This is a genomic window from Streptomyces sp. NPDC001156, from assembly GCF_053598275.1.
Window position 1 is genome coordinate 1 of record NZ_JBSFJX010000008.1, and the last position, 22,166, is coordinate 22,166.

General features: G+C 70.3%; 17 protein-coding genes. 10 read left to right on the forward strand and 7 right to left on the reverse strand.

Going from position 1 to position 22,166, the window contains the following annotated elements; translation table 11 throughout:
* The first annotated feature begins 114 nt into the window (after positions 1-114).
* Both ACWDA7_RS06540 and ACWDA7_RS06545 read left to right on the forward strand, forming a co-directional pair.
* Positions 115-1,071 carry a RecB family exonuclease gene (locus ACWDA7_RS06540; RefSeq protein ID WP_450603063.1) on the forward strand — a complete coding sequence of 319 codons (957 nt, stop codon included), beginning with the start codon at positions 115-117 and terminating at the stop codon, positions 1,069-1,071.
* Positions 1,072-1,085: 14 nt separating this feature from the next.
* Positions 1,086-1,757: a response regulator gene (locus ACWDA7_RS06545; protein ID WP_220294710.1), complete on the forward strand. Its 672-nt coding sequence runs from the start codon at positions 1,086-1,088 to the stop codon at positions 1,755-1,757.
* Between the two features lie 222 nt (positions 1,758-1,979).
* On the opposite strand, the gene ACWDA7_RS06550 is transcribed toward ACWDA7_RS06545, so the two are convergent.
* The 3 genes from ACWDA7_RS06550 to metH form a co-directional block, all read right to left on the reverse strand.
* Entirely contained in the window at positions 1,980-3,584 is a 1,605-nt protein-coding gene (locus ACWDA7_RS06550) for an ABC transporter substrate-binding protein (protein WP_450603064.1), read from the reverse strand.
* A 421-nt stretch (positions 3,585-4,005) separates the two neighbouring features.
* Positions 4,006-4,707 (reverse strand): HAD-IA family hydrolase, encoded by a 702-nt coding sequence (locus tag ACWDA7_RS06555; RefSeq protein ID WP_432925906.1) that lies wholly within the window; start codon positions 4,705-4,707, stop codon positions 4,006-4,008.
* A gap of 314 nt (positions 4,708-5,021) precedes the next feature.
* Positions 5,022-8,546, reverse strand: coding sequence for a methionine synthase (metH, locus tag ACWDA7_RS06560; RefSeq protein WP_450603065.1), 3,525 nt, complete (start codon positions 8,544-8,546; stop codon positions 5,022-5,024).
* 270 nt (positions 8,547-8,816) lie between these two features.
* Here metH and ACWDA7_RS06565 point away from each other — a divergent pair, with 270 nt between their 5' ends.
* From ACWDA7_RS06565 to ACWDA7_RS06600, 8 genes are all read left to right on the forward strand, one after another.
* The gene (locus ACWDA7_RS06565; protein WP_450603066.1) at positions 8,817-9,581 is read left to right on the forward strand and encodes an IclR family transcriptional regulator; all 765 of its coding nucleotides are present in this window, start codon (positions 8,817-8,819) and stop codon (positions 9,579-9,581) included.
* A gap of 382 nt (positions 9,582-9,963) precedes the next feature.
* A complete protein-coding gene (locus ACWDA7_RS06570; RefSeq protein ID WP_432925910.1) occupies positions 9,964-10,752 on the forward strand; it encodes an MIP family channel protein in 789 nt (262 codons plus the stop codon).
* 96 nt (positions 10,753-10,848) lie between these two features.
* Positions 10,849-12,387: a glycerol kinase GlpK gene (gene glpK / locus ACWDA7_RS06575; RefSeq protein WP_450603067.1), complete on the forward strand. Its 1,539-nt coding sequence runs from the start codon at positions 10,849-10,851 to the stop codon at positions 12,385-12,387.
* A 6-nt stretch (positions 12,388-12,393) separates the two neighbouring features.
* Positions 12,394-14,001: an FAD-dependent oxidoreductase gene (locus ACWDA7_RS06580; protein WP_450603068.1), complete on the forward strand. Its 1,608-nt coding sequence runs from the start codon at positions 12,394-12,396 to the stop codon at positions 13,999-14,001.
* 273 nt (positions 14,002-14,274) lie between these two features.
* Positions 14,275-15,036 (forward strand): nucleoside phosphorylase, encoded by a 762-nt coding sequence (locus tag ACWDA7_RS06585; protein ID WP_450603069.1) that lies wholly within the window; start codon positions 14,275-14,277, stop codon positions 15,034-15,036.
* Positions 15,033-16,376, forward strand: a complete 1,344-nt coding sequence (locus ACWDA7_RS06590) for an amidohydrolase (RefSeq protein ID WP_450603070.1) — start codon at positions 15,033-15,035, stop codon at positions 16,374-16,376. The genes ACWDA7_RS06585 and ACWDA7_RS06590 overlap by 4 nt, the downstream gene beginning before the upstream one ends.
* 121 nt (positions 16,377-16,497) lie before the next feature.
* Positions 16,498-17,169 carry a FadR/GntR family transcriptional regulator gene (locus ACWDA7_RS06595; protein WP_359389596.1) on the forward strand — a complete coding sequence of 224 codons (672 nt, stop codon included), beginning with the start codon at positions 16,498-16,500 and terminating at the stop codon, positions 17,167-17,169.
* A 178-nt stretch (positions 17,170-17,347) separates the two neighbouring features.
* Positions 17,348-18,319 carry a PAC2 family protein gene (locus ACWDA7_RS06600; protein ID WP_450603071.1) on the forward strand — a complete coding sequence of 324 codons (972 nt, stop codon included), beginning with the start codon at positions 17,348-17,350 and terminating at the stop codon, positions 18,317-18,319.
* A gap of 168 nt (positions 18,320-18,487) precedes the next feature.
* Here ACWDA7_RS06600 and mshC read toward each other — a convergent pair whose 3' ends face one another.
* From mshC to ACWDA7_RS06620, 4 genes are all read right to left on the reverse strand, one after another.
* Entirely contained in the window at positions 18,488-19,717 is a 1,230-nt protein-coding gene (gene mshC / locus ACWDA7_RS06605) for a cysteine--1-D-myo-inosityl 2-amino-2-deoxy-alpha-D-glucopyranoside ligase (protein ID WP_450603072.1), read from the reverse strand.
* Between the two features lie 119 nt (positions 19,718-19,836).
* Complete coding sequence (locus ACWDA7_RS06610) at positions 19,837-20,655, reverse strand: SCO1664 family protein (protein WP_450603073.1); 819 nt, start codon at positions 20,653-20,655, stop codon at positions 19,837-19,839.
* The gene (locus ACWDA7_RS06615) at positions 20,619-21,209 is read right to left on the reverse strand and encodes a DUF3090 domain-containing protein (protein ID WP_450603074.1); all 591 of its coding nucleotides are present in this window, start codon (positions 21,207-21,209) and stop codon (positions 20,619-20,621) included. The genes ACWDA7_RS06610 and ACWDA7_RS06615 overlap by 37 nt, the downstream gene beginning before the upstream one ends.
* A 109-nt stretch (positions 21,210-21,318) precedes the next feature.
* Entirely contained in the window at positions 21,319-22,005 is a 687-nt protein-coding gene (locus tag ACWDA7_RS06620; RefSeq protein WP_450603075.1) for a histidine phosphatase family protein, read from the reverse strand.
* Positions 22,006-22,166: the final 161 nt, after the last annotated feature.

Here is a 22,166-nt window from a genome sequence, read left to right on the forward strand (position 1 = left end):
GGTGGCGAAGTGGGTCCACCTGGACGCCCAGGGGAGCGCCACCGCACTGCGCTCCTCCACATCGGCCGGCACGGGCTGGGTCACTGTCGGTGGCGGGCCGTATGGTCTGGAGTCATGGAAACCAGCACCGACGGCGCCGCCGGGCCGTCCGCCGTGGCCGCCGTGCCCCCGGAGTCGCTGTCGCCGTCCCGTGCCAGTGATTTCATGCAGTGCCCACTGCTCTACCGGTTCCGGGTGATCGACAAGCTGCCCGAGAAACCGAGTGAGGCGGCCACCCGGGGAACGTTGGTGCACGCGGTGCTTGAGCGGCTGTTCGATGTGCCGGCCGCCGAGCGGACCGCCCCGCGCGCCAAGGCGCTGGTCCCCGGTCAGTGGGACCGGTTGCGGGAGAGCAGGCCGCAGCTCAAGGAGCTGTTCGTGGACGATCCGGACGGCGAGCGGCTGGCGCGCTGGCTCACGGAGGCCGAGCAGCTCGTGGACCGCTGGTTCGCGCTGGAGGACCCCACGCGGCTCGAGCCCGCCGAGCGCGAGCTGTTCGTGGAGGCGGAGCTGGAGTCGGGGCTGAAGCTGCGCGGGATCATCGACCGCGTCGATGTGGCGCCCACCGGTGAGGTGCGGATCGTCGACTACAAGACGGGCAAGGCGCCCCGGCCCGAGTATGCCGAGGGTGCGCTGTTCCAGATGAAGTTCTACGCCCTGGTGGTGTGGCGCCTGAAGCGGGTCGTCCCGCGCCGGCTTCAGCTCGTGTATCTGGGCAGCGGTGACGTGCTGACGTACGACCCGGTGCTCGCCGACCTCGAACGTGTGGAGCGCAAGCTGCTCGCGCTGTGGGAGGCGATCCGGCTCGCGACGGAGACGGGCGACTGGCGCCCGCGGCCGACCAAGTTGTGCGGCTGGTGCGACCACCAGGCCTTCTGCCCGGAGTTCGGTGGTACTCCCCCGCCCTATCCGCTGCCGGTTTCAGGGGCCGGCGAGCAGCCGGCCGGGGAGCCTGCCCTCGACGGGTCGCAGCCGCCGGTCAGGGTGGCCGAATCGGGCGAGACCGAGCAGGGCAGAATGGGGCCGGACTAGCGAAGGAGACTCACGTGGCCATCCGCGTCCTATTGGTCGACGACCAGCCGCTGCTGCGTACGGGCTTCCGGATGATCCTGGAGGCGGAGCAGGACATCGCGGTCGTCGGCGAGGCCGGAGACGGCCTCCAAGCGCTCGACCAGGTGCGTGCCCTGCAGCCCGATGTGGTTCTGATGGACATCCGGATGCCCCGGATGGACGGGGTGGAGGCGACCCGGCAGATCACCGGGCCGGGGCGGGACGGCCCGGCGAAGGTGCTGGTGCTGACCACTTTCGATCTGGACGAGTACGTGGTGGAGGCGCTGCGCGCCGGTGCCAGTGGATTCCTCCTCAAGGACGCTCCGGCCCATGAGCTGGTGCAGGCGATCCGGGTGGTGGCGGCGGGCGAGGCGATGCTGGCTCCGAGCATCACGCGCCGGCTGCTCGACAAGTACGCGGGGCATCTCCCGTCCGGCGACGAGCCGGTCCCGGACACGCTGCACACCCTCACCGAACGCGAGGTGGAGGTGCTGAAGCTGGTGGCGCGCGGGCTGTCCAATGCCGAGATCGCGGCCGATCTGTTCGTCAGCGAGACCACGGTCAAGACACACGTGGGTCATGTGCTGACCAAGCTGGGTCTGCGGGACCGGGTGCAGGCGGCGGTGTACGCGTACGAGAGCGGACTGGTGCGCCCCGGCGCGCAGTAGCCGCCCGGACTTCCCTGAGCGGCTGCGGACGTCCGGCGACAACTGCCGGACGTCGTGCGTCGGTTGCCGGGACTTCAGCTGCACACTGAGGGCGCCCCTTGCCGCGCAAGGGGCGCCCTCAGTGCTTCCCGTCCTCCTGTGGCGGCCTCCGGACACGGCGAGGGCCTCCGGACACAGCGAAGGCCCCCGGGCAGATGCCCGGGGGCCTTTCACATGAGCAGGTCAGCTGCCGGAGCCGCGGGAGAGCTCCCACAGCTGCAGGGTGGAGGAGGAGTTCATCGCGTACTCACTGCCCGAGATGTCGTCACGGGTGGCGACGTACTGCTTGCCCTGCCACAGCGGGAGGATCGGCACGTCGCCGGCGACGATGTCCTGGATCTCGGTGAAGCTCTTCGACGCGCTCAGCCGGTCGGCCTGGCGGCGGGACGCCGGGATCAGGTTGTTGCGGATCAAGCCGTTGTCGTAGGGCAGGTTGAGGAAGTTGTCCTTGTCGAGGAACGGCGCGAGGTAGTTGTCGGCGTCCGCGAAGTCGGGGAACCAGCCCATGCCCCAGACGTCGTAGGCGAGCTTGCGCTGGGCCGGCACGAAGTGCTCCCAGTCCGCGCCCTGGACGCTGACGTCGAACAGCCCGCTGGCGTTGAGCTGCTCCTTGAGCACCTCGAACTCCTTGGCGGTGGCCGGGCCGTAGTGGTCGGTCGTGTAATGCAGCGTCAGCTTCACCGGCGTGGTGATGTTCGCCTTGGTCAGCAGGGCGCGGGCCTTGGCCACGCTCGGGTCGCCGTACTTGTTGAAGAAGGCGTTGGAGTGGCCGGTGATGGTGGCCGGGACGAGCGAGTACAGGGGCTGCGCCTCGGTGCCGTACACCTTGGACACCAGCGCGCCGCGGTCGATGACCTGCGCCATGGCCTGGCGGACGGCCGTGCTCTTGACCGAGGGGGCGTTGGTGTTGAAGGCCAGGTAGCGGATTTCCAGGCCCGGCATCTCGACCAGGTTGACGTTGCCCGCCGTGTCGTTCTGCAGCTTGCGGATCTGGTCCGGCGCCATGGTGCGGGTCATGACGTCGATGTCGCCCTTGGCGAGGGCGTTGCCCATGCTGTCGGCGTCCTTGAACGTCTGCAGCACGACCTTGTCGTTCTTCGGGGTGAGAAGGCCCTTGTAGTTGGGGTTCTTGGTGAAGGTGGCCTTCACCATCTCGTTGTTCTGGACCTCGGACTGCAGCGTGTACGGGCCGGAGCCGTCGACGGAGAAGCCGTTGCGCAGCTTGTTCTTCTCGTAGTCCTTGGGGTTGACGATGCCCGCGACCGGCGTCGACAGCTTGAACGGGAAGGTGGCATCCGCGACCTTGAGGTGGAAGATGACGTCCCTGTCGCCCTGCGTCTCGACGGTGTCGATGGTGGACAGCAGCGCGAAGACGCCACTGTCGGCCTTGATGGCGCGGGCACGGTCGATGGAGAACTTCACATCGGCCGCGGTCACCGGGTCGCCGTTGGAGAACTTCAGGTCCTTGCGCAGCTTGCAGGCGTAGCGCTCGTTCCCGGTGTCGGTGAAGCCGCAGCTCTCGGCGGCCTCGGGCTCGGGCTCACCGTCGCCGCGGGGCTGCGCCATCAGCGTCTGCACGGTCTGCCGGAGAACGTTCCAGGTGCCCACGTCGTACGCGTACGCCGGGTCGATGGGCGCAGGGGCGTCGCTGGCGGCGGTGAACCGGTCGGTGGTACCGACGACGATGGCGTCACCGCTGTTGCCCCCGCTGCTGGACCCGCCGCAGGCGGCGAGGACAGGGGTGAGCAGACCAGCGACCGCCGGCAGCACCAAAGTCTTACGGTTCATGCTCGTGTTTCTCCAGAGCTGTCGAGTCCGTGTACCCGGCAAGCAAGGGTGGCGCTACGGATCACGGGGGTTGTGGCATGTTCTCGCGATGAGATTAGTCCGCACACGCACGAGCGCTGACAGCTACCGGAGTTGAGGTCCCATCACGCTGCGGAACCGGCTGTGGACGCACCGGAAAACCGGTCACGGAAGGATTAGTGCAGCGTCTCATCAATCGGGACACAAGGGTGCGCCGCAGGGGCGCGAATGGGATGGAACAGCATACGCCGGGCCCCCTGTCGACCCCCGCGCACGTGGTGAACGTCACACCTCCCGACTCGGGCGGTGTGCGGCGGAATTCGGGCGCGCGACCGGGTATTAATTCATTCTGCTGGACAGTCCCCGGTATTCCGTCCATTCGTAGTGCACGCTGGGTGAACGGTCAGCGCATTTCCGTCATCAAACCGCGCAGGAATGTCAGGTCGACCTCTTCGAGCGAGGTCACGACGGTGCGGCCTGCGGCGGGGGCGATGGGGGCGACCGACGGGACGGCGACGACCCGGCAGCCGGCGGCTTCGGCGGCCGCCACCCCGGTCGCCGTGTCCTCGATGACCGCGCAGCGCGCGGGCTCCGCCCCGAGGCCCTTGGCGGCCAGCAGATACGGGTCCGGGAACGGCTTGGTCCGCTCCACCTCGTCGCCCGCCACGGTCAGCGCGAAGTACTGGGGGCCGAGGGAGGCCAGGATGCGGTCGATGATGCGCCGGTGGGACGCGGAGACCAGGGCGGTGGGGATCTCGTGGGCCGCCAGTTCGGCCAGCAGCCGGGCGGCCCCGGGCATCAGCGGCAGCCTGTGGTCGATGCGGTTCTCGAACCCGTCGTTGAGCAGCACAGTGAGCTCGTCGAGGGTGATGTTCGCGCCCGTGGCCTCGATCAGGAAGCCCGCGCTGCGCGTCATGGGGCCGCCCACGACGACATGGCGCCATGCCTCGTCGAGCGTGTGTCCGAGGGTGGCGAAGACGTCGACCTCGACCTCCCACCAGAAACCCTCGGTGTCCACCAAGGTTCCGTCCATGTCGAGGAGCACGGCCTGCAGTGCGGAGCCTTCGGCCGTACGGGTTCCGAGGGCGGGGACCGTGGTGGTCATCCGGCGTACCTCCTTCAAGGGACGACCAGGCCGGTTCCCACGGAGGGAACCGGCCTGCGGTGGACCTGCCAGTGTACGACGGCCGTGAGAAAAGTGCCGATCGACGCGGAGCGCCCCGGTGTGTGGTCACACACACGGGCGAGGGGCGCGGCCCGCGCGTCCGTCGGAGCCGGGGGCCGCGGTCCCGTGCACGGGTGTACGGGACCGCGGGGCCTCGCGGTAGTCCCGGGGCGAGGGCGCAGGCCGCGTCGGTGTCGGCCCGGATGCCGCGGGGTACGAGGGCACGCCTTTCGGGCGCGGTTCCGGGCGGGTCGTCACCGCGCGTTGAAGTACTTCGCCTCCGGGTGGTGGATCACGATCGCGTCCGTGGACTGCTCCGGGTGGAGCTGGAACTCCTCGGAGAGCTGGACGCCGATCCGCTCCGGCTCGAGCAGCTCGGCGATCTTGGCGCGGTCCTCCAGGTCGGGACAGGCTCCGTAGCCCAGCGAGAAACGGGCACCGCGGTACTTGAGGGCGAACATGTCCTCCATCTCGTCCGGGTCCTCACCGGCGAAGCCCAGCTCGGAGCGGACCCGGGCGTGCCAGTACTCGGCGAGCGCCTCCGCCAACTGCACCGACAGGCCGTGCAGTTCGAGATAGTCGCGATAGGAGTTCGCCTCGAAGAGCCGCGCGGTCTCCTCGCCGATCCGGGAGCCGACGGTGACGACCTGGAGCCCGACGACGTCGGTCTCGCCCGACTCCTCCGGACGGAAGAAGTCGGCCAGGCACAGCCGCCGGCCGCGACGCTGGCGCGGGAAGGTGAACCGGGTGCGCTCATTGCCCTGTTCGTCGAGGATGATCAGGTCGTCGTCCTTGGACACGCAGGGGAAGTAGCCGTAGACGACGGCCGCTTCGAGGAGGTTGTCCGTCTGCAGCCGGTCGAGCAGGCCGCGCAGCCGGGGCCGGCCCTCGGTATCGACGAGTTCCTCGTAGGTCGGTCCCTCGCCGGTGCGGGCCTGCTTCAGGCCCCACTGGCCCTTGAACAGCGCGCCCTCGTCCAGCCAGGAGGAGTACTCCTTGAGCGGGATGCCCTTGATGACGCGGGTCCCCCAGAAGGGCGGCGCGGGGACGCGGTTGTCGGTCGCGACGTCGGAGCGCACGTGGCCTTCCTCGGGCCGCTCCTCGATCTCCACCGTGGCGGCCCGCACCCGGCGCTGCCTCAGCTCGGGCAGCTTCGCCCCCGGCACGCCCCGCTTGACCCCGATCAGCGCGTCCATCAGGCGCAGGCCCTCGAACGCGTCGCGGGCGTAGCGGACCTCGCCCTCGTACAGCTCGTACAGGTCCTGCTCGACGTACGCGCGGGTGAGCGCCGCGCCGCCGAGGATGACCGGGTAGGCGGCGGCGAGCCCGCGCTGGTTGAGCTCCTCCAGGTTCTCCTTCATGATCACCGTGGACTTGACCAGGAGCCCGGACATGCCGATGACGTCGGCCCGGTGTTCCTCGGCGGCCTCCAGGATCGCGGAGACCGGCTGCTTGATGCCGAGGTTGACGACGTTGTAGCCGTTGTTGGACAGGATGATGTCGACGAGGTTCTTGCCGATGTCGTGGACGTCGCCGCGCACGGTGGCCAGCACGATGGTGCCCTTGCCGGCCTCGTCGGTCTTCTCCATGTGGGGTTCGAGGTAGGCGACCGCGGACTTCATGACCTCCGCGGACTGGAGCACGAACGGCAGCTGCATCTGGCCGGAACCGAACAGCTCGCCCACGACCTTCATGCCGTCCAGGAGTGTCTCGTTGACGATGTCGAGGGCGGACCGGCCGGTCAGGGCCTCGTCCAGGTCGGCCTCCAGACCGTTCTTGTCGCCGTCGATGATCCGCCGCTTGAGGCGCTCCTCCAGCGGCAGCGCGGCCAGTTCCTCGGCCTTGCCGGCCTTGAGCGACTTGGCGGTGGCGCCCTCGAACAGCGCCATCAGCTTCTGCAGCGGGTCGTAGCCGTCGGCGCGGCGGTCGTAGATCAGGTCGAGGGCGGTGGTGACCTGCTCCTCGTCGAAGCGCGCGATGGGCAGGATCTTCGAGGCGTGCACGATGGCCGAGTCGAGCCCCGCCTTGACGCATTCGTCGAGGAAGACGGAGTTGAGCAGGATGCGCGCGGCCGGGTTGAGGCCGAAGGAGATGTTCGACAGACCGAGCGTGGTCTGCACGTCCGGGTGGCGCTTCTTCAGCTCGCGGATTGCCTCGATGGTGGCGATGCCGTCCTTGCGGGACTCCTCCTGGCCGGTGCAGATGGTGAAGGTCAGGGTGTCGACGAGGATGTCCTCCTCACGGATGCCCCAGTTCCCGGTGAGGTCGGCGATCAGCCGTTGGGCGATCTCGACCTTCTTCTCGGGGGTACGGGCCTGGCCCTCCTCGTCGATGGTCAGGGCGATGAGCGCGGCGCCGTGTTCCCGGGCGAGCCTGGTGACCTTCGCGAAGCGCGACTCAGGCCCGTCGCCGTCCTCGTAGTTGACCGAGTTGATGACGGCGCGGCCGCCGAGCTTCTCCAGACCCGCCTCGAGGACGTCCACTTCGGTGGAGTCGAGGACGATCGGCAGGGTGGAGGCGGTGGCGAAGCGGCCGGCCAGCTCCTCCATGTCGGCGACGCCGTCGCGGCCCACGTAGTCGACGCAGAGGTCGAGCATGTGGGCGCCCTCGCGGATCTGCTCGCGGGCCATCTCGACGCAGTCGTCCCAGCGGCCGTCCAGCATGGCCTCGCGGAACTTCTTGGAGCCGTTGGCGTTCGTCCGCTCGCCGATGGCCAGGTACGAGGTGTCCTGACGGAACGGCACGCTCTGGTAGAGGGAGGCGGCACCCGGCTCGGGCTGCGGAGCGCGCTCGACCGGGGCGAGGTCGCGTACGCGTTCGACGACCTGGCGCAGATGCTCGGGGGTGGTGCCGCAGCAGCCGCCGATCAGGGAGAGGCCGTAGTCGCGGACGAAGTTCTCCTGGGCGTCGGCCAGACCCTCGGGACCGAGCGGGAAGTGCGCGCCGTCCTTGGTGAGCACCGGCAGGCCGGCGTTCGGCATGCACAGCAGCGGAATGCGGGAGTGGCGCGTCAGATAGCGCAGGTGCTCGCTCATCTCGGCGGGACCGGTCGAGCAGTTCAGGCCGATCATGTCGATGCCGAGCGGCTCGAGCGCGGTCAGCGCGGCGCCGATCTCCGAACCCAGCAGCATGGTGCCAGTGGTCTCGAACGCCATGGAGCACAGCAGGGGCACCTCGATGCCAGTCGCCTCCATCGCGCGTCGGGCGCCCAGGACCGATGCCTTGGTCTGCAGCAGGTCCTGGGTGGTCTCGACGATGAGGGCGTCCGCGCCGCCGGCGAGCAGCCCCTCCGCGTTGGCCTGGAAGCCGTCGCGGAGGGTGGTGTAGGCGACGTGGCCGAGGGTGGGCAGCTTGGTGCCGGGACCGATCGAGCCGAGGACCCAGCGGGGGCGGCCGTCGTCGGCGGCGAAGCCGTCCGCGACCTCCCGGGCGATCCGGGCGCCCGCCTCGGACAGCTCGTACACGCGGTCGGCGATCTCGTACTCGGCCATGGCGGCGTGGTTGGCCCCGAAGGTGTTCGTCTCGACGCAGTCGACGCCCACCGCGAAGTACGCCTCGTGGACGGAGCGGACGATGTCGGGGCGGGTCAGGTTGAGGATCTCGTTGCAGCCCTCGAGACCCTGGAAGTCCTCCAGGGTGGGGTCCTGGGCCTGGAGCATCGTGCCCATCGCTCCGTCGGCCACCACCACACGGGTGGCGAGGGCTTCCCGGAGGGCTTCGGTTCGGGTCCGGCTGTCGGTGGAGGCGGACGAAAGGGACGGGTTCGGCAACGAGGCCATGGACGATGCTCCCTGGAATGCGACGGCTGTCGGCTTTGCGCTTCCCATGGGACGCGCACGCCGCCAGGGTAGCCCGCGGCACGCCATACGGTCAGGGGCGTCCAGCGGGCGGACGGGCGTGCTGGACGTGACCTGTGGGGGGATTGCGCCCGAACGGATGACGGCCGCCTATTAGCGAGAGGAAGACCTCGACCGGTAATGTTCGGCATTGCCGAACGGCGGTAAACGAATGACGGTCGGCGGTTGAAGGTGACGGAGGGCAGAACGGCGATGGCACGGAACATCCAGTCGCTCGAACGGGCGGCCGCGATGCTGCGGCTGCTCGCGGGCGGTGAACGGCGGCTCGGCCTGTCCGACATCGCCTCCTCGCTCGGCCTGGCCAAGGGCACGGCCCACGGCATACTCCGCACGCTCCAGCAGGAGGGTTTCGTCGAACAGGAAGCGGCCTCGGGCCGCTACCAGCTGGGGGCCGAGCTGCTGCGCCTCGGCACCACCTACCTCGACGTCCATGAACTGCGGGCGCGCGCCCTGGTGTGGACCGACGACCTGGCCCGCTCCAGCGGGGAGAGCGTCTATCTGGGGGTGCTGCACCAGCAGGGCGTGCTGATCGTGCACCACGTGTTCCGGCCCGACGACAGCCGGCAGGTCCTGGAGATCGGGGCCATGCAGCCGCTGCACTCCACGGCCCTCGGCAAGGTGCTGTCGGCGTACGACCCGGTCGCGCACACCGAGGCGGTGGAGGCGGACCGGAAGGCGTTCACCGACCGCACCGTGTGCGAGCTCGACGCATTCGAGCATGTCCTCGACCTCACACGGGCGCGCGGCTACGCGGCCGACGTGGAGGAGACATGGACCGGCGTCGCCTCGATCGCCGCACCCATCCACGACCGCAGGCGCATGCCCGTGGGCGCGGTCGGCATCACGGGCGCGGTCGAGCGTGTGTGCCCGGACGGGGAGGTGCGCCCCGAGCTGATCGCGGCGGTCCGTGACTGCAGCCGCGCGGTGTCGCGGGATCTGGGTGCCGGGAGGTTCTGAACCTCGTGTTCCCGGGCCGTCACGGCGACGCCGTGACGGCCCTTCGGCGTGCCCGCACACCGTGGGGCACCTCCCTGGCAAGGCCCCGCGGGGGTCGTGCGCGACCACTCCACGTGCCCGCGTGTCTGCGGTGCGCAGCCACGCCGGGACTGATCACTGCAGGCGATCAATAACGATCCTGTTTTCGATTACCGAACTCTTGACGCTCGGCGAACCGGAGACAAGACTCCCGTCCACCGGTCGGCATTGTCGAACACTAAACGGCAATACGCGCTAGAGTGTGACAACGCCAAGGGCCGGCATCGCTCTCACCCCGAGGGCGCGGACCACCGGAGGGACCCGGGGTTCGCCTTCCCCTGGACGAAGGACAAAGGAGTCGCGGGTGTCCAGCTCCGACATCTTCATCGGCGAGACCATCGGTACCGCCATACTCATCCTGCTCGGCGGTGGCGTCTGCGCCGCAGTGACGCTGAAGGCCTCCAAGGCCCGTAACGCCGGCTGGCTCGCCATCGCATTCGGGTGGGGCTTCGCCGTTCTGACGGCGGTCTACACCTCGGCACCGCTCTCGGGTGCCCACCTCAACCCGGCGGTGACGCTCGCGCTCGCCATCAAGGACGGCGACTGGAGCAACGTCCCGGTCTACTGGGCCGGCCAGCTGCTCGGCGCCATGATCGGTGCGACCCTGGTCTGGGTCGCCTACTACGGCCAGTTCCAGGTCCACCTGACCGACAGAGAGGTCGTCGGCGGCCCGGGGGCGCAGGACACCAAGGCGGTCGAGGCCCAGGAGGCCCAGGCGGGTCCGGTCCTCGGCGTCTTCTCCACCGGTCCCGAGATCCGTAACGCGGTGATGAACCTCGCCACGGAGATCATCGGCACGGTCGTGCTGGTCCTCGCCGTCCTCACGCAGGGCCTCAACGACAAGGGCAACGGCCTCGGCACCCTGGGCGCCCTGATCACCGCGCTGGTGGTCGTCTCCATCGGTCTCTCGCTCGGCGGCCCGACCGGCTACGCCATCAACCCGGCCCGCGACCTCGGTCCCCGCATCGTGCACGCTCTCCTCCCCCTGCCCAACAAGGGCGGCTCCGACTGGGGCTACGCCTGGATCCCGGTCGTCGGCCCGCTGGTCGGCGGCGCGATCGCCGCAGGCATATACAACGTCGCCTTTGCTTGAGAAAACTGAGCTTCTCCGCACGTGCCCCTCAGTACCGCTCTCAGCACCGCGCCGTAAAGACCGCCCCACCTATCCACGGAATTCCAGGAGCACACCGTGACCGACGCACACACCGCCGGCCCCTTCATCGCCGCCATCGACCAGGGCACCACGTCCTCGCGCTGCATCGTCTTCGACCGGGACGGCCGCATCGTCTCCGTCGACCAGAAGGAGCACGACCAGATCTTCCCGAAGCCGGGCTGGGTGGAGCACGACGCGACCGAGATCTGGACCAACGTCCAGGACGTCGTCGCCGGAGCCATCGAGAAGGCCGGGATCACCCGCGACGACATCAAGGCCATCGGCATCACCAACCAGCGCGAGACCACCGTGCTGTGGGACAAGAACACCGGTGAGCCCGTCCACAACGCCATCGTCTGGCAGGACACCCGTACCGACGCGCTCTGCAAGGAGCTCGGCCGCAACGTCGGCCAGGACCGCTTCCGCCGCGAGACCGGTCTGCCGCTGGCCTCCTACTTCGCCGGCCCGAAGGCCCGCTGGCTGCTCGACAACGTCGAGGGCCTGCGCGAGCGCGCCGAGGCGGGCGACATCCTCTTCGGCACCATGGACACCTGGGTCATCTGGAACCTGACCGGCGGTGTCGACGGCGGCTACCACGTCACCGACGTGACCAACGCCTCCCGCACCCTGCTGATGAACCTGCACACCATGCAGTGGGACGAGAAGATCGCCGAGTCCATCGGCGTCCCGCTGGCGATGCTGCCCGAGATCCGCTCCTCCGCCGAGGTGTACGGCGAGATCACCGGCGGGCGCCTCGGCGACCTGCTCGGCGGCATCCCCGTCGCCTCCGCGCTCGGCGACCAGCAGGCGGCCCTGTTCGGCCAGACCTGCTTCTCCGAGGGCGAGACCAAGTCCACCTATGGCACCGGCACCTTCATGGTGATGAACACCGGTGACAAGATCATCAACTCCTACTCGGGCCTGCTGACCACGGTCGGCTACCAGATCGGCGACCAGAAGCCGGTCTACGCCCTGGAGGGCTCCATCGCCGTCACCGGCTCCCTGGTGCAGTGGATGCGCGACCAGATGGGCCTGATCAAGACCGCCGCCGAGATCGAGACCCTCGCGCTGTCGGTCAAGGACAACGGCGGCGCCTACTTCGTGCCGGCCTTCTCCGGCCTGTTCGCGCCGTACTGGCGCTCCGACGCCCGCGGTGTGATCGCCGGCCTGACCCGCTACGTCACCAAGGCGCACCTCGCCCGCGCCGTCCTCGAGGCCACCGCCTGGCAGACCCGTGAGATCGCGGACGCCATGACCAAGGACTCGGGCGTGGAGCTGGCGACGCTGAAGGTCGACGGCGGCATGACCTCCAACAACCTGCTGATGCAGACGCTCTCGGACGTCCTGGACGCGCCGGTGGTACGCCCGATGGTCGCCGAGACCACCTGCCTCGGCGCCGCCTACGCCGCCGGTCTCGCCGTCGGCTTCTGGACCAACACCGACGACCTGCGCGCCAACTGGCGCCGGGCCGCCGAGTGGACGCCCCACATGGACGCGGAGACCCGCGACCGTGAGTACAAGAACTGGCTCAAGGCCGTCGAGCGGACCATGGGCTGGATCGAACACGAGGAGTAACAAGCGATGACCACCCTGCAGAGTGTCCCGGCTCTGGGGACTCACCCGGCCTACGGCTCGGGGCCGAGCCGCGCCGAAACTCGGGAGCAGTTGTCCAGGGCGACATTCGACCTCCTGGTGATCGGCGGCGGGATCCTGGGCATCTCCACGGCCTGGCATGCCGCGCAGTCGGGCCTGCGGGTGGCGCTGGTGGACGCCGGCGACTTCGCCGGCGCCACCTCCTCCGCCTCCTCCAAGCTGCTCCACGGCGGTCTGCGCTATCTGCAGACCGGCGCGGTGAAGCTGGTGGCGGAGAACCACTTCGAGCGCCGTGCGGTCTCCCGTCAGGTGGCCCCCCACCTGGCGAACCCGCTCACGTTCTACCTCCCCGTGTACAAGGGCGGGCCGCACGGCGCGGCGAAGCTCGGGGCGGGCGTCTTCGCCTACTCCGCGCTGTCGGCGTTCGGTGACGGCGTCGGTCACCTGCTCTCGCCGGCCAGGGCGCAGCAGGACGTGCCGGAGCTGCGCACCGAGAACCTCAAGGCCGTGGCCGTCTACGGCGACGACCAGATGAACGACGCCCGCATGGCGCTGATGACGGTCCGCGGCGCCGTCGACGCGGGCGCGGTCGTCCTCAACCACGCCGAGGTCACCGGACTGCGCTTCACCAGGGGCTGGGTCACCGGTGCCGAACTGAAGGACCGGCTCTCGGGCGACGAGTTCGGGGTGGACGCGCGGCTGGTGCTGAACGCCACCGGGCCGTGGGTCGACCACCTGCGCCGGCTGGAGGACCCGAAGGCGGCGCCCTCCATACGTCTGTCCAAGGGCGTGCACCTGGTGCTCAAGCGCACCTCACCCTGGCGGGCGGCGCTGGCGACGCCGATCGACAAGTACCGCATCACCTTCGCCCTCCCCTGGGAGGACATGCTGCTGCTCGGCACCACGGACGAGGAGTTCGAGGGCGACCCGGCCGAGGTCGGGGTCGCCGAGAAGGACATCGCCCAGATCCTCGACGAGGCGGCGTTCTCCGTCCGCGACCAGCAGCTGCGGCGTGAGCTGATCACCTACTCCTTCGCCGGTCTGCGGGTGCTGCCGGGCGGCCCCGGCGACACCGCCAAGGCCAAGCGCGAGACCGTCGTCACCGAGGGCAGGGGCGGCATGCTGTCCGTGGCGGGCGGCAAGTGGACCACGTTCCGGCACATCGGCCGTACGGTCATGAAGAAGCTGGAGTCGCTTCCGGGCCGCCCGCTCGGCGACGACTTCGAGCCGATCTCCACACTGCCGAAGCGGCTGCCGCTGCCCGGCATCGCCAACCCGCGCGCGGTGGCCCACCGGCTGGTGGTCGACGGCCCGGCGCCCGGGCCGCGCATGGCGCCCGACACCGCCAAGCACCTGGCGACCCACTACGGCTCGCTGGCTTTCGACATCGCGCGGCTGGCGAACGAGAACCCGGAACTGGCCGAGCGAGTCCACCCGGACGCCCCGGAGATCTGGGCGCAGGTCGTCTACGCCCGGGACCACGAGTGGGCCCAGACCGCTGACGACGTGCTGCGCCGCCGTACGACGCTGACGATCCGCGGTCTTGCCACCGACGAGGTGCGCAGCAAGGTGCAGGACCTGCTCAACAAGGAGTAGGACGTCGAACCGGTCCTGGGCACCGTGCGGGGCTCGATGACGCGGGGGCGGCTTCCGGCAGGGAGCCGCCCTTTCCGTCTGTGCTGCCGCACCGCCTGCCTACGTGCGCGACGTCGATCGCGCGCCGGGAAGCGCCGGGCACGTCGTGGGCCGCCCGGCGCTCGACCACGGGCGGTGATCCGGAGCGGGCTGCGGCTGCGTACGGTAGCCGGTGTGCCCTGCGCGTCCGCCGCGCGCCGCACTCCGGATTCGCCGGCCCACTGGAGTCGCCTCATGACGCAGGACCTGTCGCCCGTCACCCGCATCCCCCGCAGCGGGCTGCCTCCCCACGCCGTCGTGGTCGGCGACCCGGCCCGCGCCGCGACCGTCGCCGCGCTGCTCGACGGGGCTGAAGAGATCTCGTACCACCGCGAGTACCGGGTGTTCCGGGGGACCTGGAAGGGCCTGCCGGTGACGGTCGCCTCGCACGGGGTGGGCGCGCCGGGCGCGATCCTGCTGTTCCAGGAGCTCGCGGACGCGGGGGTCCGCACATTCCTGCGGTTCGGTACGGCGGGCGCGATGAAGCCGGAGATCGGCGACGGCGATCTGGTGATCGCCGAGGCCGCCGTGCGCGACGACGGGGTGACCCAGCAACTGCTGCCGCCCGAGTACCCCGCTGTCTGCGCGCCCGAGGCGGTGTTCGCGCTGCAACGGGCGGCCAGGGAGGCGGATGTGCCGCACCATCGGGGGATCGTGTGGACCCGGGCCGCCTTCCAGCCGGGGCTGATCCCTTTGAACGCGTACGACGGTGCGGGGCTCGCGGCGATCGAGATGGAGCTGTCCGCTCTGCTGGTGACCGCCTCACTGCGCGGACTGGTCGCGGGCGGTGTGCTCGTGGTGGACGGCGCCAACGCGGACGAACTGGTCGACAAGGACGCGGCTTTCTCGACGGGCGCCTACGACCCGCACCGAGAGGTCGTCGCCCGGGGAGTCGAACGCGGCGCGCTGGTCGCACTGGAGGCACTGCGCATGCTGGCCGAGGAGAACGCGGAATGAGTGAGCGCATCGATCTACTGGTGCACGGCGGCGAGGTGCTGACCGTCGACGACGCCGGGACCGTCGTACCCGGTGGGGCCGTCGCCGTGCGCGACGGTGCGATCGTCGCGGTGGGCGCGGCCGAGCAGTTGCGGAACCGGTTCACGGCAGACACCGCCATCGACGCCACGGGCTGTCTCGTACTGCCGGGTTTCGTCAACACCCATACGCACCTGGCGATGACGCTGCTGCGCGGCCGCGCCGACGATGTCACCCTCCAGGGATTCCTGGAGCGCGTCCTGCGCTGGGAGGCGGAGTTGCTGTCGCCGCGGAACGTGGCGTCGGCGGTCCGGGTCGCGATCGCCGAGAGCGTACGGGCCGGGGTGACCTCGGCGCTGGACATGTACTGGTACCACGAGGAGGCGGAGCGGGTCGCGCGGGAGACGGGCTGGCGGCTGTTCGCGGGGCCCACCTTCATGGACGTCCCGGACTCCCCCGACGGCCGGGCGTACGAGGACCGGATGGAGTGGGCGCGCCGGGACCTCGCGGCGCGGACCGCGCACCTGCCCGGGACACGGCCCGTGGTGTTCGCGCACTCGGCCTACACACTGGCCCCCGAACAGCTCGTCGAGATCGCCGCGCTGGCGCTGGAGTTCGGGGCGCTGCTGCACATCCACGCCGCGGAGAACGCGGCGGAGGTCGCCACCGTCGAGGAGCGCTACGGCAAGCGCCCGGTGGAGCTGCTCGACTCACTCGGGCTGCTCAGCCCCGATCTGCTGCTCGCCCACGCCGTCGAGCTGACCGGCCCGGAGGTGGCCGCACTGGCCCGTACCGGCACCTCGGTGGCGCACTGTCCGGTGTCCAACCTCAAGCTGGGCTGCGGGATCGCGCCGGTGCCGCAGCTGCTGGACGCGGGGGTGACGGTCGGGCTCGGCACGGACGGGGCGGTCAGTTCGAACACGCTCGATGTGCTGGGCGCGGTGCGGCAGGCGGCGCTGGTGCACAAGGCGGCCGGCGACCCCACCGCGGTCGGCGCCGAGCAGGCGGTGCGGATGGCGACCATCGAAGGTGCCCGTGCGCTCGGCCTCGGTGACCGGCTCGGCTCGCTGGAGGCGGGCAAGCGGGCCGACTTGATCGTGCTCGACCTGGACCGGCCGCATCTGCACCCCCGGCACGACGCGTGGGCGACGCTCGCCTACGCGGCGCAGTCCGCGGACGTACGGGACACCGTCGTCGACGGCCGGGTCCTGATGCGAGACCGGGTGCTGACGACGCTCGACGAGGCGGCGGCGCTGGCGGAGCTGGAAGCGCCGGCGCCTGGTGCCGCGGCGAGCCGGCCCCCGGGTGGTCCGGCGCAGTGAGCGGGCCGGGGTCCGGCGGCGGTTTCCCGAGGTGACATGGGGATTATCGTCCCCGTTCAGCCGACTGGGGCCCCATAATGAGCTGAGACATCGGATGTCTGAGCGAACAGGGAGGCCCGCCATGGCGGTCACCGACGAGGCGATCGAGAAGATCAAGGGAATGATCGTCTCCGGCGCGCTGCGGCCCGGCGACCGCCTGCCCAAGGAGAGCGAACTCGCCGCCGATCTCGGGCTGTCCCGCAACTCCCTGCGCGAGGCGGTGCGTGCCCTGTCGCTGATCCGGATCCTGGACGTGCGGCAGGGCGACGGCACCTATGTGACGAGTCTGGACCCCCAGTTGCTGCTGGAGGCGCTGAGCTTCGTCGTCGACTTCCACCGCGACGACACCGTGCTGGAGTTCCTCGCGGTGCGCCGCATACTGGAGCCGGCGGCGACGGCGATGGCGTCCGTACGCATCAGCGAGCAGCAACTGGACACTCTGACGGCTCAGTTGGACAAGCTGGGCTCGGACCCTTCGGTGGAGGAACTGGTCGCCTGCGACCTGGAGTTCCACCGGGGCATCGTGCAGAGCTCCGGCAACTCGGTGCTGTGCTCCCTGCTCGACGGGCTGTCCGGGCCCACCACCCGGGCCCGGATCTGGCGTGGTCTGACCCAGGAGGACGCGGTCAGCCGCACCTTGCACGAGCACCGCGCGATCCTCGGCGCCCTGCGCGACCGCGACGCGGAAGCGGCCCGCTCCTGGGCGACCGTGCACATCGCGTCCGTGGAGCAATGGCTGCGTTCGACGCTCTGATCCATCGGAGGTGTGAAACACCTCCCTTCACCTGGCCCGGAATCGGCGATCATGGTGTTCGACGGCCCCCGACGGGGCAGTCATCCGTTCACTCCCCCGTGCAAGGGGGCTGCGGGCGCCCCCGCCGAACGCCGTAAGGTTGGGACGTACGTGAGGAGACGTCGGAAGGAGGCACTGGGTGATCGAGCTCGAGGGGGTTCCCGAGCTGATCGACCCGGTCATGGTGGCCGCGTTCGAGGGCTGGAACGATGCCGGCGACGCCGCCTCCACCGCGGTCGCGCATCTGGACAGGGAATGGAAGGGCGATGTGTTCGCGGCGCTGGACGCCGAGGACTACTACGACTTCCAGGTGAACCGCCCCACAGTGTTCATGGAGGCCGGTGTTCGCAAGATCACCTGGCCCACGACCCGGCTCTCGGTGGTCCGTGTGGCCGGCGAGAAGCCCCGGGACCTGGTACTGGTCCGTGGCATCGAACCGTCGATGCGCTGGCGCTCGTTCTGCAGCGAGCTGCTGGGCTTCGCCCATGAGCTGGGCGTGGAGCTGGTGGTGATCCTGGGCGCGCTGCTGGGCGACACCCCGCACACGCGTCCGGTCCCGATCAGCGGGACCACCTCCGATTCGGACCTGGCCCGCCGGATGGATCTGGAGGAGACCAAGTACGAGGGGCCGACGGGCATCGTGGGCGTGCTGCAGGAAGCGTGCACGCACGCGGGCGTCCCGGCCGTCTCGCTGTGGGCGGCGGTCCCGCACTATGTGTCGCAGCCACCGAACCCGAAGGCCACGCTGGCCCTGCTCAACCGTCTGGAAGACCTGCTCGACCTGCGTATTCCGCTCGGCGAACTGCCGGAGGACGCCCGCGCCTGGCAGCTCGGCGTGGATCAGCTGGCCGCCGAGGACAGCGAGGTCGCCGAGTATGTGCAGACGCTCGAGGAGGCCCGGGACACGGCCGAGCTGCCGGAGGCGTCGGGTGAGGCGATCGCCCGCGAGTTCGAGCGGTATCTGCGCCGACGGGACGTCAGCCCGCCGGGCGGCCACGCCACGGACAGCGGCGAAACCGGTCCGTTCCGGCTGGACAACCCGGGCGGCCGGACGCGGCCGCCGAAGCCCCCGCGGCCGGATGGCGAGGACGAGGACACTCAGGAGGACTGACAGGGCGGTGCGCACCGGCGCACCGCCCTGGTCCGTTCCGCGTGACGGGCGGCTCGTCGCCGCCGGTCCTTGTGACGGGCATCCGCCAGTGAACCGACCGGACGGACGCCGAGCGGCGCCGGGCGGGTACGTCCCGTCCCGGCGCCGGTCTGCTGTTGCCTCAGGAGCTCAGAGGGCCACGCCGAGCAGCGCGTCCACGGCACGTGAGACGACACCGGGCGCACCCGTGTCCGTACCTCCGCTCTGCTCCTGGAGCGCCGCCCAGCGGTCGACCGCGGCGAGCGCGGCCGGTGCGTCCAGGTCGTTCGCGAGGGCCTCGCGGATCTCGTCCACGAGCGCGTCGGCGGGCGGGCCGTCGGGCCGGGAGACGGCGGCGCGCCAGCGCTCCAGCCGCGCCTCGGCGTCCCGCAGCACCTGGTCGGTCCACTCCCAGTCGGACCGGTAGTGGTGCGCGAGCAGCGCGAGCCGGATCGCGGCCGGGTCGACGCCGTCGCGTCGCAGCCGGGACACGAAGACCAGGTTGCCCTTGGACTTCGACATCTTCTCGCCGTCCAGCGCCACCATGCCGGCGTGGACGTACGCCTTGGCCATCGGGTATTCGCCGGTCAGCACCTGCGCGTGCGAGGCACCCATCTCGTGGTGCGGGAAGGCGAGGTCGGAGCCGCCGCCCTGCACATCGAAGCCCATGCCCAGGTGGTCGAGGGCGATGGCCACGCACTCGATGTGCCAGCCGGGCCTGCCGGGGCCCAGCGAGGCGCCGTCCCAGCTGGGCTCGCCCTCGCGCGCGGCCATCCAGAGCATCGGGTCGAGCGGGTTCTTCTTGCCCGGGCGGTCCGGGTCGCCGCCACGTTCCGCGGACAGCAGGCGCATCGCGGCGGCGTCCAGGTTGGACACCTTGCCGAAGTTGGGGTCGGACTCCACGGAGAAGTAGACGTCGCCTTCGAGTTCGTAGGCCGCTCCGGCGTCCCTGAGACGCTCGACGAGCGGCACGATCCCCGGTATCGCCTCCACGGCGCCTATGTAGTGCTTCGGGGAGAGCATGCGCAGGGCGGTCATGTCCTCGCGGAAGAGCGCCGTCTCCTGCTCGGCGAGGCCGACCCAGTCGACGCCGTCGCGCTGCGCCCGCTCGAGGAGGGGATCGTCGACATCGGTCACGTTCTGGACGTAATGGACCTGGCGCTTGGTGTCCAGCCACACGCGCTGCACGAGGTCGAACGCGTTGTAGGTCGCCGCGTGACCCATATGGGTCGCGTCGTACGGGGTGATGCCGCAGACGTAGATACGGGCGACGGGACCGGGGTCGAGGGTGACGAGGCCGCCGGTCGCGGTGTCGTGGATCCTCAGGTCGCGGCCCTGACCAGGCAGGGCGGGGACCTCGGGAGCGGGCCAGGCATGCATGTCATGAGCCTAACCGGCCCGAAGTTACGTATACGAACCGGACCGGGCCGGATGGCCGGGAAGGCGTCCTTGCGCGACACCCGAGGATGTGCAAGGCGGTGGTCCGCACCGCCCTCGGCTCACACCGGCGGCCACGGGATCGCCGGCCACTCCCCGTTCGGCTCGGGATGCCTGCCCGACTCCAGCAGCGCCGTCACCCGTGCGCGCGTCGCCTGCACCTCTGCCCCGGTGAGCAGTTCGGACAGCCTCACGGCCAGTGCCGCGCCCTCGTCGAGCGCGTCCTTCAGGCCCTTGAGCACCTCGACGGCCTCCCCCGTCAGCGGCTCCCCGGCCCAGCCCCACAACAGGGTGCGCAACTTGTTCTCGGTGTTGAATGTCACCCCGTGGTCGATGCCGTACAGACGCCCCTCGGCGGCCGGCAGCAGATGGCCGCCCTTGCGGTCGGCGTTGTTGATGACCGCGTCGAGCACGGCAAGGCGCCGCAATCGCTCGTCGTCGGCGTGCACCAGCAGGGCCGTCCTGCCGTCACCGGCGTCCGCCAGGCCGATGGCCTTCCAGCCGTCCTCCGGCTCCTCGCCGTCCATCAGGGCGAGCAACTCGGCACCCGGCTGCCCGTCGATCCACAGCTGGCACATGCCCTGGCCGTACGGCCCGTCACGGAGCACGGTGGGCGGCACGAGCCCCCAGCCGGTCGCCTCGGACACCACGTACGCGGCGACCTCGCGCTCTGCCAGCGTGCCGTCCGGGAAGTCCCACAGGGGCTGCTCGCCGGCGATCGGCTTGTAGATGCAGGCGGCTTCGCGGCCGTCGTAGGAGACCGTGCAGTACAGGGCCGCGTTGGACGCGTCGCGGATCTGGCCGACCACGGTCAGCTCGCCCTCGGCGAGAAGTTCGGGCGTGGTCACGCTCCGCGGCGGTATCCGTTCTGGCGCGGACATACGTGTCCTTCCGGGTCGAGCGGGAGGCTGCACAGCGGGCAGGGTGGCCGCCCCGCGTTGACGACATCGAGGGCGCGCTTGGCGAAGGCCCTGGCCTGCGCGCCGGTGAGCCGGACCCGGAGCATCGGCGGGCCGTTCTCCTCGTCCTGGAGCAGTCGCTCCTCGGCCTCGGCGAGGTCCTCCTCGGATTCGGCGTCCAGCTCGACCAGGGCCTGGGCCTCGACGATCATGCGCTGTTCCTCGCCGTCCCAGGCCAGGGCCATGGTGCCGACGCGGAACTCCTCCTCGATGGGGGTCTCCAGCGGTGCCGTGTCCGAGACCTCCGTGGGAGCCATGGCGGGTACGGCGGCGCTGCCGCCGCTGCGGCGCACGACCTCGTCGAGAAGCTCGTCCATGCGCTCGGCGAGCGCCGCGACCTGGGTCTTCTCCAGGGCCACGCTGGTCACCCGGGGTCCGGCCGAGGCCTGCAGGAAGAAGGTACGGCGCCCGGGCAGCCCGACCGTACCGGCCACGAAACGCTCCGGGGGGTCGTAGAGGAACACCTGACGGGACACGTCCTGTCTCCATTGGATCGGGATCGGGACCGGCTGACCGCGCCGGCCCGCTTCGTTTACTGACAACTACTGCGCTGGTGCGATCGCTTCACCCTACTGCGGCGGACGATCACGGTGCGCCCGCACCGCCTCCGACCGTGGCGTCCGACCCGGAGGCTTCCTCACGGGGCACGAGGGAGGTGAAATCGCCGGTGTCACCGAGGCGAACGAGAAATGGCCTCAGACGGGTGTAACGGATCGCGGTGATGGAACACGGTTCCACGGAGATCCGCTGGAAGAGGTCGAGATGAAGCCCGAGTGCGTCCGCGACAAGCGATTTGATGATGTCCCCGTGCGAGCACATGAGGTACACGGCGTCGGGGCCGTGATCGCGCTCCACGCGCGCGTTCCACTCCCGGACCGCCTCCGCGGCCCGGGCCTGCATGGCCCGCATCGACTCGCCGCCGGGGAACGCGGCCGCCGAGGGATGCGCCTGCACGACCTCCATCAGCGGCTCGTCCTTCAACTCGGCGAGCTTGCGGCCGGACCAGTCGCCGTAGTGGCACTCCCCGATCCGGTCGTCGGTGTGCGCGCGCAGTCCGGGGCGGGCGTCGAGCAGTGGCCGGACGGTCTCCTGGCAGCGCTGCAGGGGGCTCGTGACGACCTCCGCGACCGGAAGTTCGGCGAGCCGCCCGGGCAGGGCCGCGGCCTGCGCGGCGCCCCGCTCGTCCAGGGCGACGCCGGGTGTCCAGCCGGCGAGGAGTCCAGAGGTGTTGGCGGTGGAGCGTCCGTGCCGGACGAGGATCAACGTGGGCATGACGCCCAGCCTAAAGGGAGGCCTCACGAACCGGACCGGCCACGGTGCCGGCCCCGGGGTGCGAGGCAGGGGCGCGTCGGGGGCACGGCACCGCCGGGTTTCCCGAGCCGGGTGGGCCAAGGGACATCGGCATGCGGCGGCAACGACCGGACGGGAGAATA

What these genes read in the sequence shown, in the direction of transcription:
- ACWDA7_RS06550 (WP_450603064.1), bottom strand. Translation starts at nt 3,584, where the DNA reads ATGAACCGTAAGACTTTGGTGCTGCCGGCGGTCGCTGGTCTGCTCACC.
- ACWDA7_RS06585 (WP_450603069.1), top strand. Translation starts at nt 14,275, where the DNA reads ATGACGCAGGACCTGTCGCCCGTCACCCGCATCCCCCGCAGCGGGCTG.
- ACWDA7_RS06580 (WP_450603068.1), top strand. Translation starts at nt 12,394, where the DNA reads ATGACCACCCTGCAGAGTGTCCCGGCTCTGGGGACTCACCCGGCCTAC.
- ACWDA7_RS06590 (WP_450603070.1), top strand. Translation starts at nt 15,033, where the DNA reads ATGAGTGAGCGCATCGATCTACTGGTGCACGGCGGCGAGGTGCTGACC.
- ACWDA7_RS06555 (WP_432925906.1), bottom strand. Translation starts at nt 4,707, where the DNA reads ATGACCACCACGGTCCCCGCCCTCGGAACCCGTACGGCCGAAGGCTCC.
- ACWDA7_RS06540 (WP_450603063.1), top strand. Translation starts at nt 115, where the DNA reads ATGGAAACCAGCACCGACGGCGCCGCCGGGCCGTCCGCCGTGGCCGCC.
- ACWDA7_RS06565 (WP_450603066.1), top strand. Translation starts at nt 8,817, where the DNA reads ATGGCACGGAACATCCAGTCGCTCGAACGGGCGGCCGCGATGCTGCGG.
- ACWDA7_RS06610 (WP_450603073.1), bottom strand. Translation starts at nt 20,655, where the DNA reads ATGTCCGCGCCAGAACGGATACCGCCGCGGAGCGTGACCACGCCCGAA.
- ACWDA7_RS06620 (WP_450603075.1), bottom strand. Translation starts at nt 22,005, where the DNA reads ATGCCCACGTTGATCCTCGTCCGGCACGGACGCTCCACCGCCAACACC.
- mshC (WP_450603072.1), bottom strand. Translation starts at nt 19,717, where the DNA reads ATGCATGCCTGGCCCGCTCCCGAGGTCCCCGCCCTGCCTGGTCAGGGC.
- ACWDA7_RS06595 (WP_359389596.1), top strand. Translation starts at nt 16,498, where the DNA reads ATGGCGGTCACCGACGAGGCGATCGAGAAGATCAAGGGAATGATCGTC.
- metH (WP_450603065.1), bottom strand. Translation starts at nt 8,546, where the DNA reads ATGGCCTCGTTGCCGAACCCGTCCCTTTCGTCCGCCTCCACCGACAGC.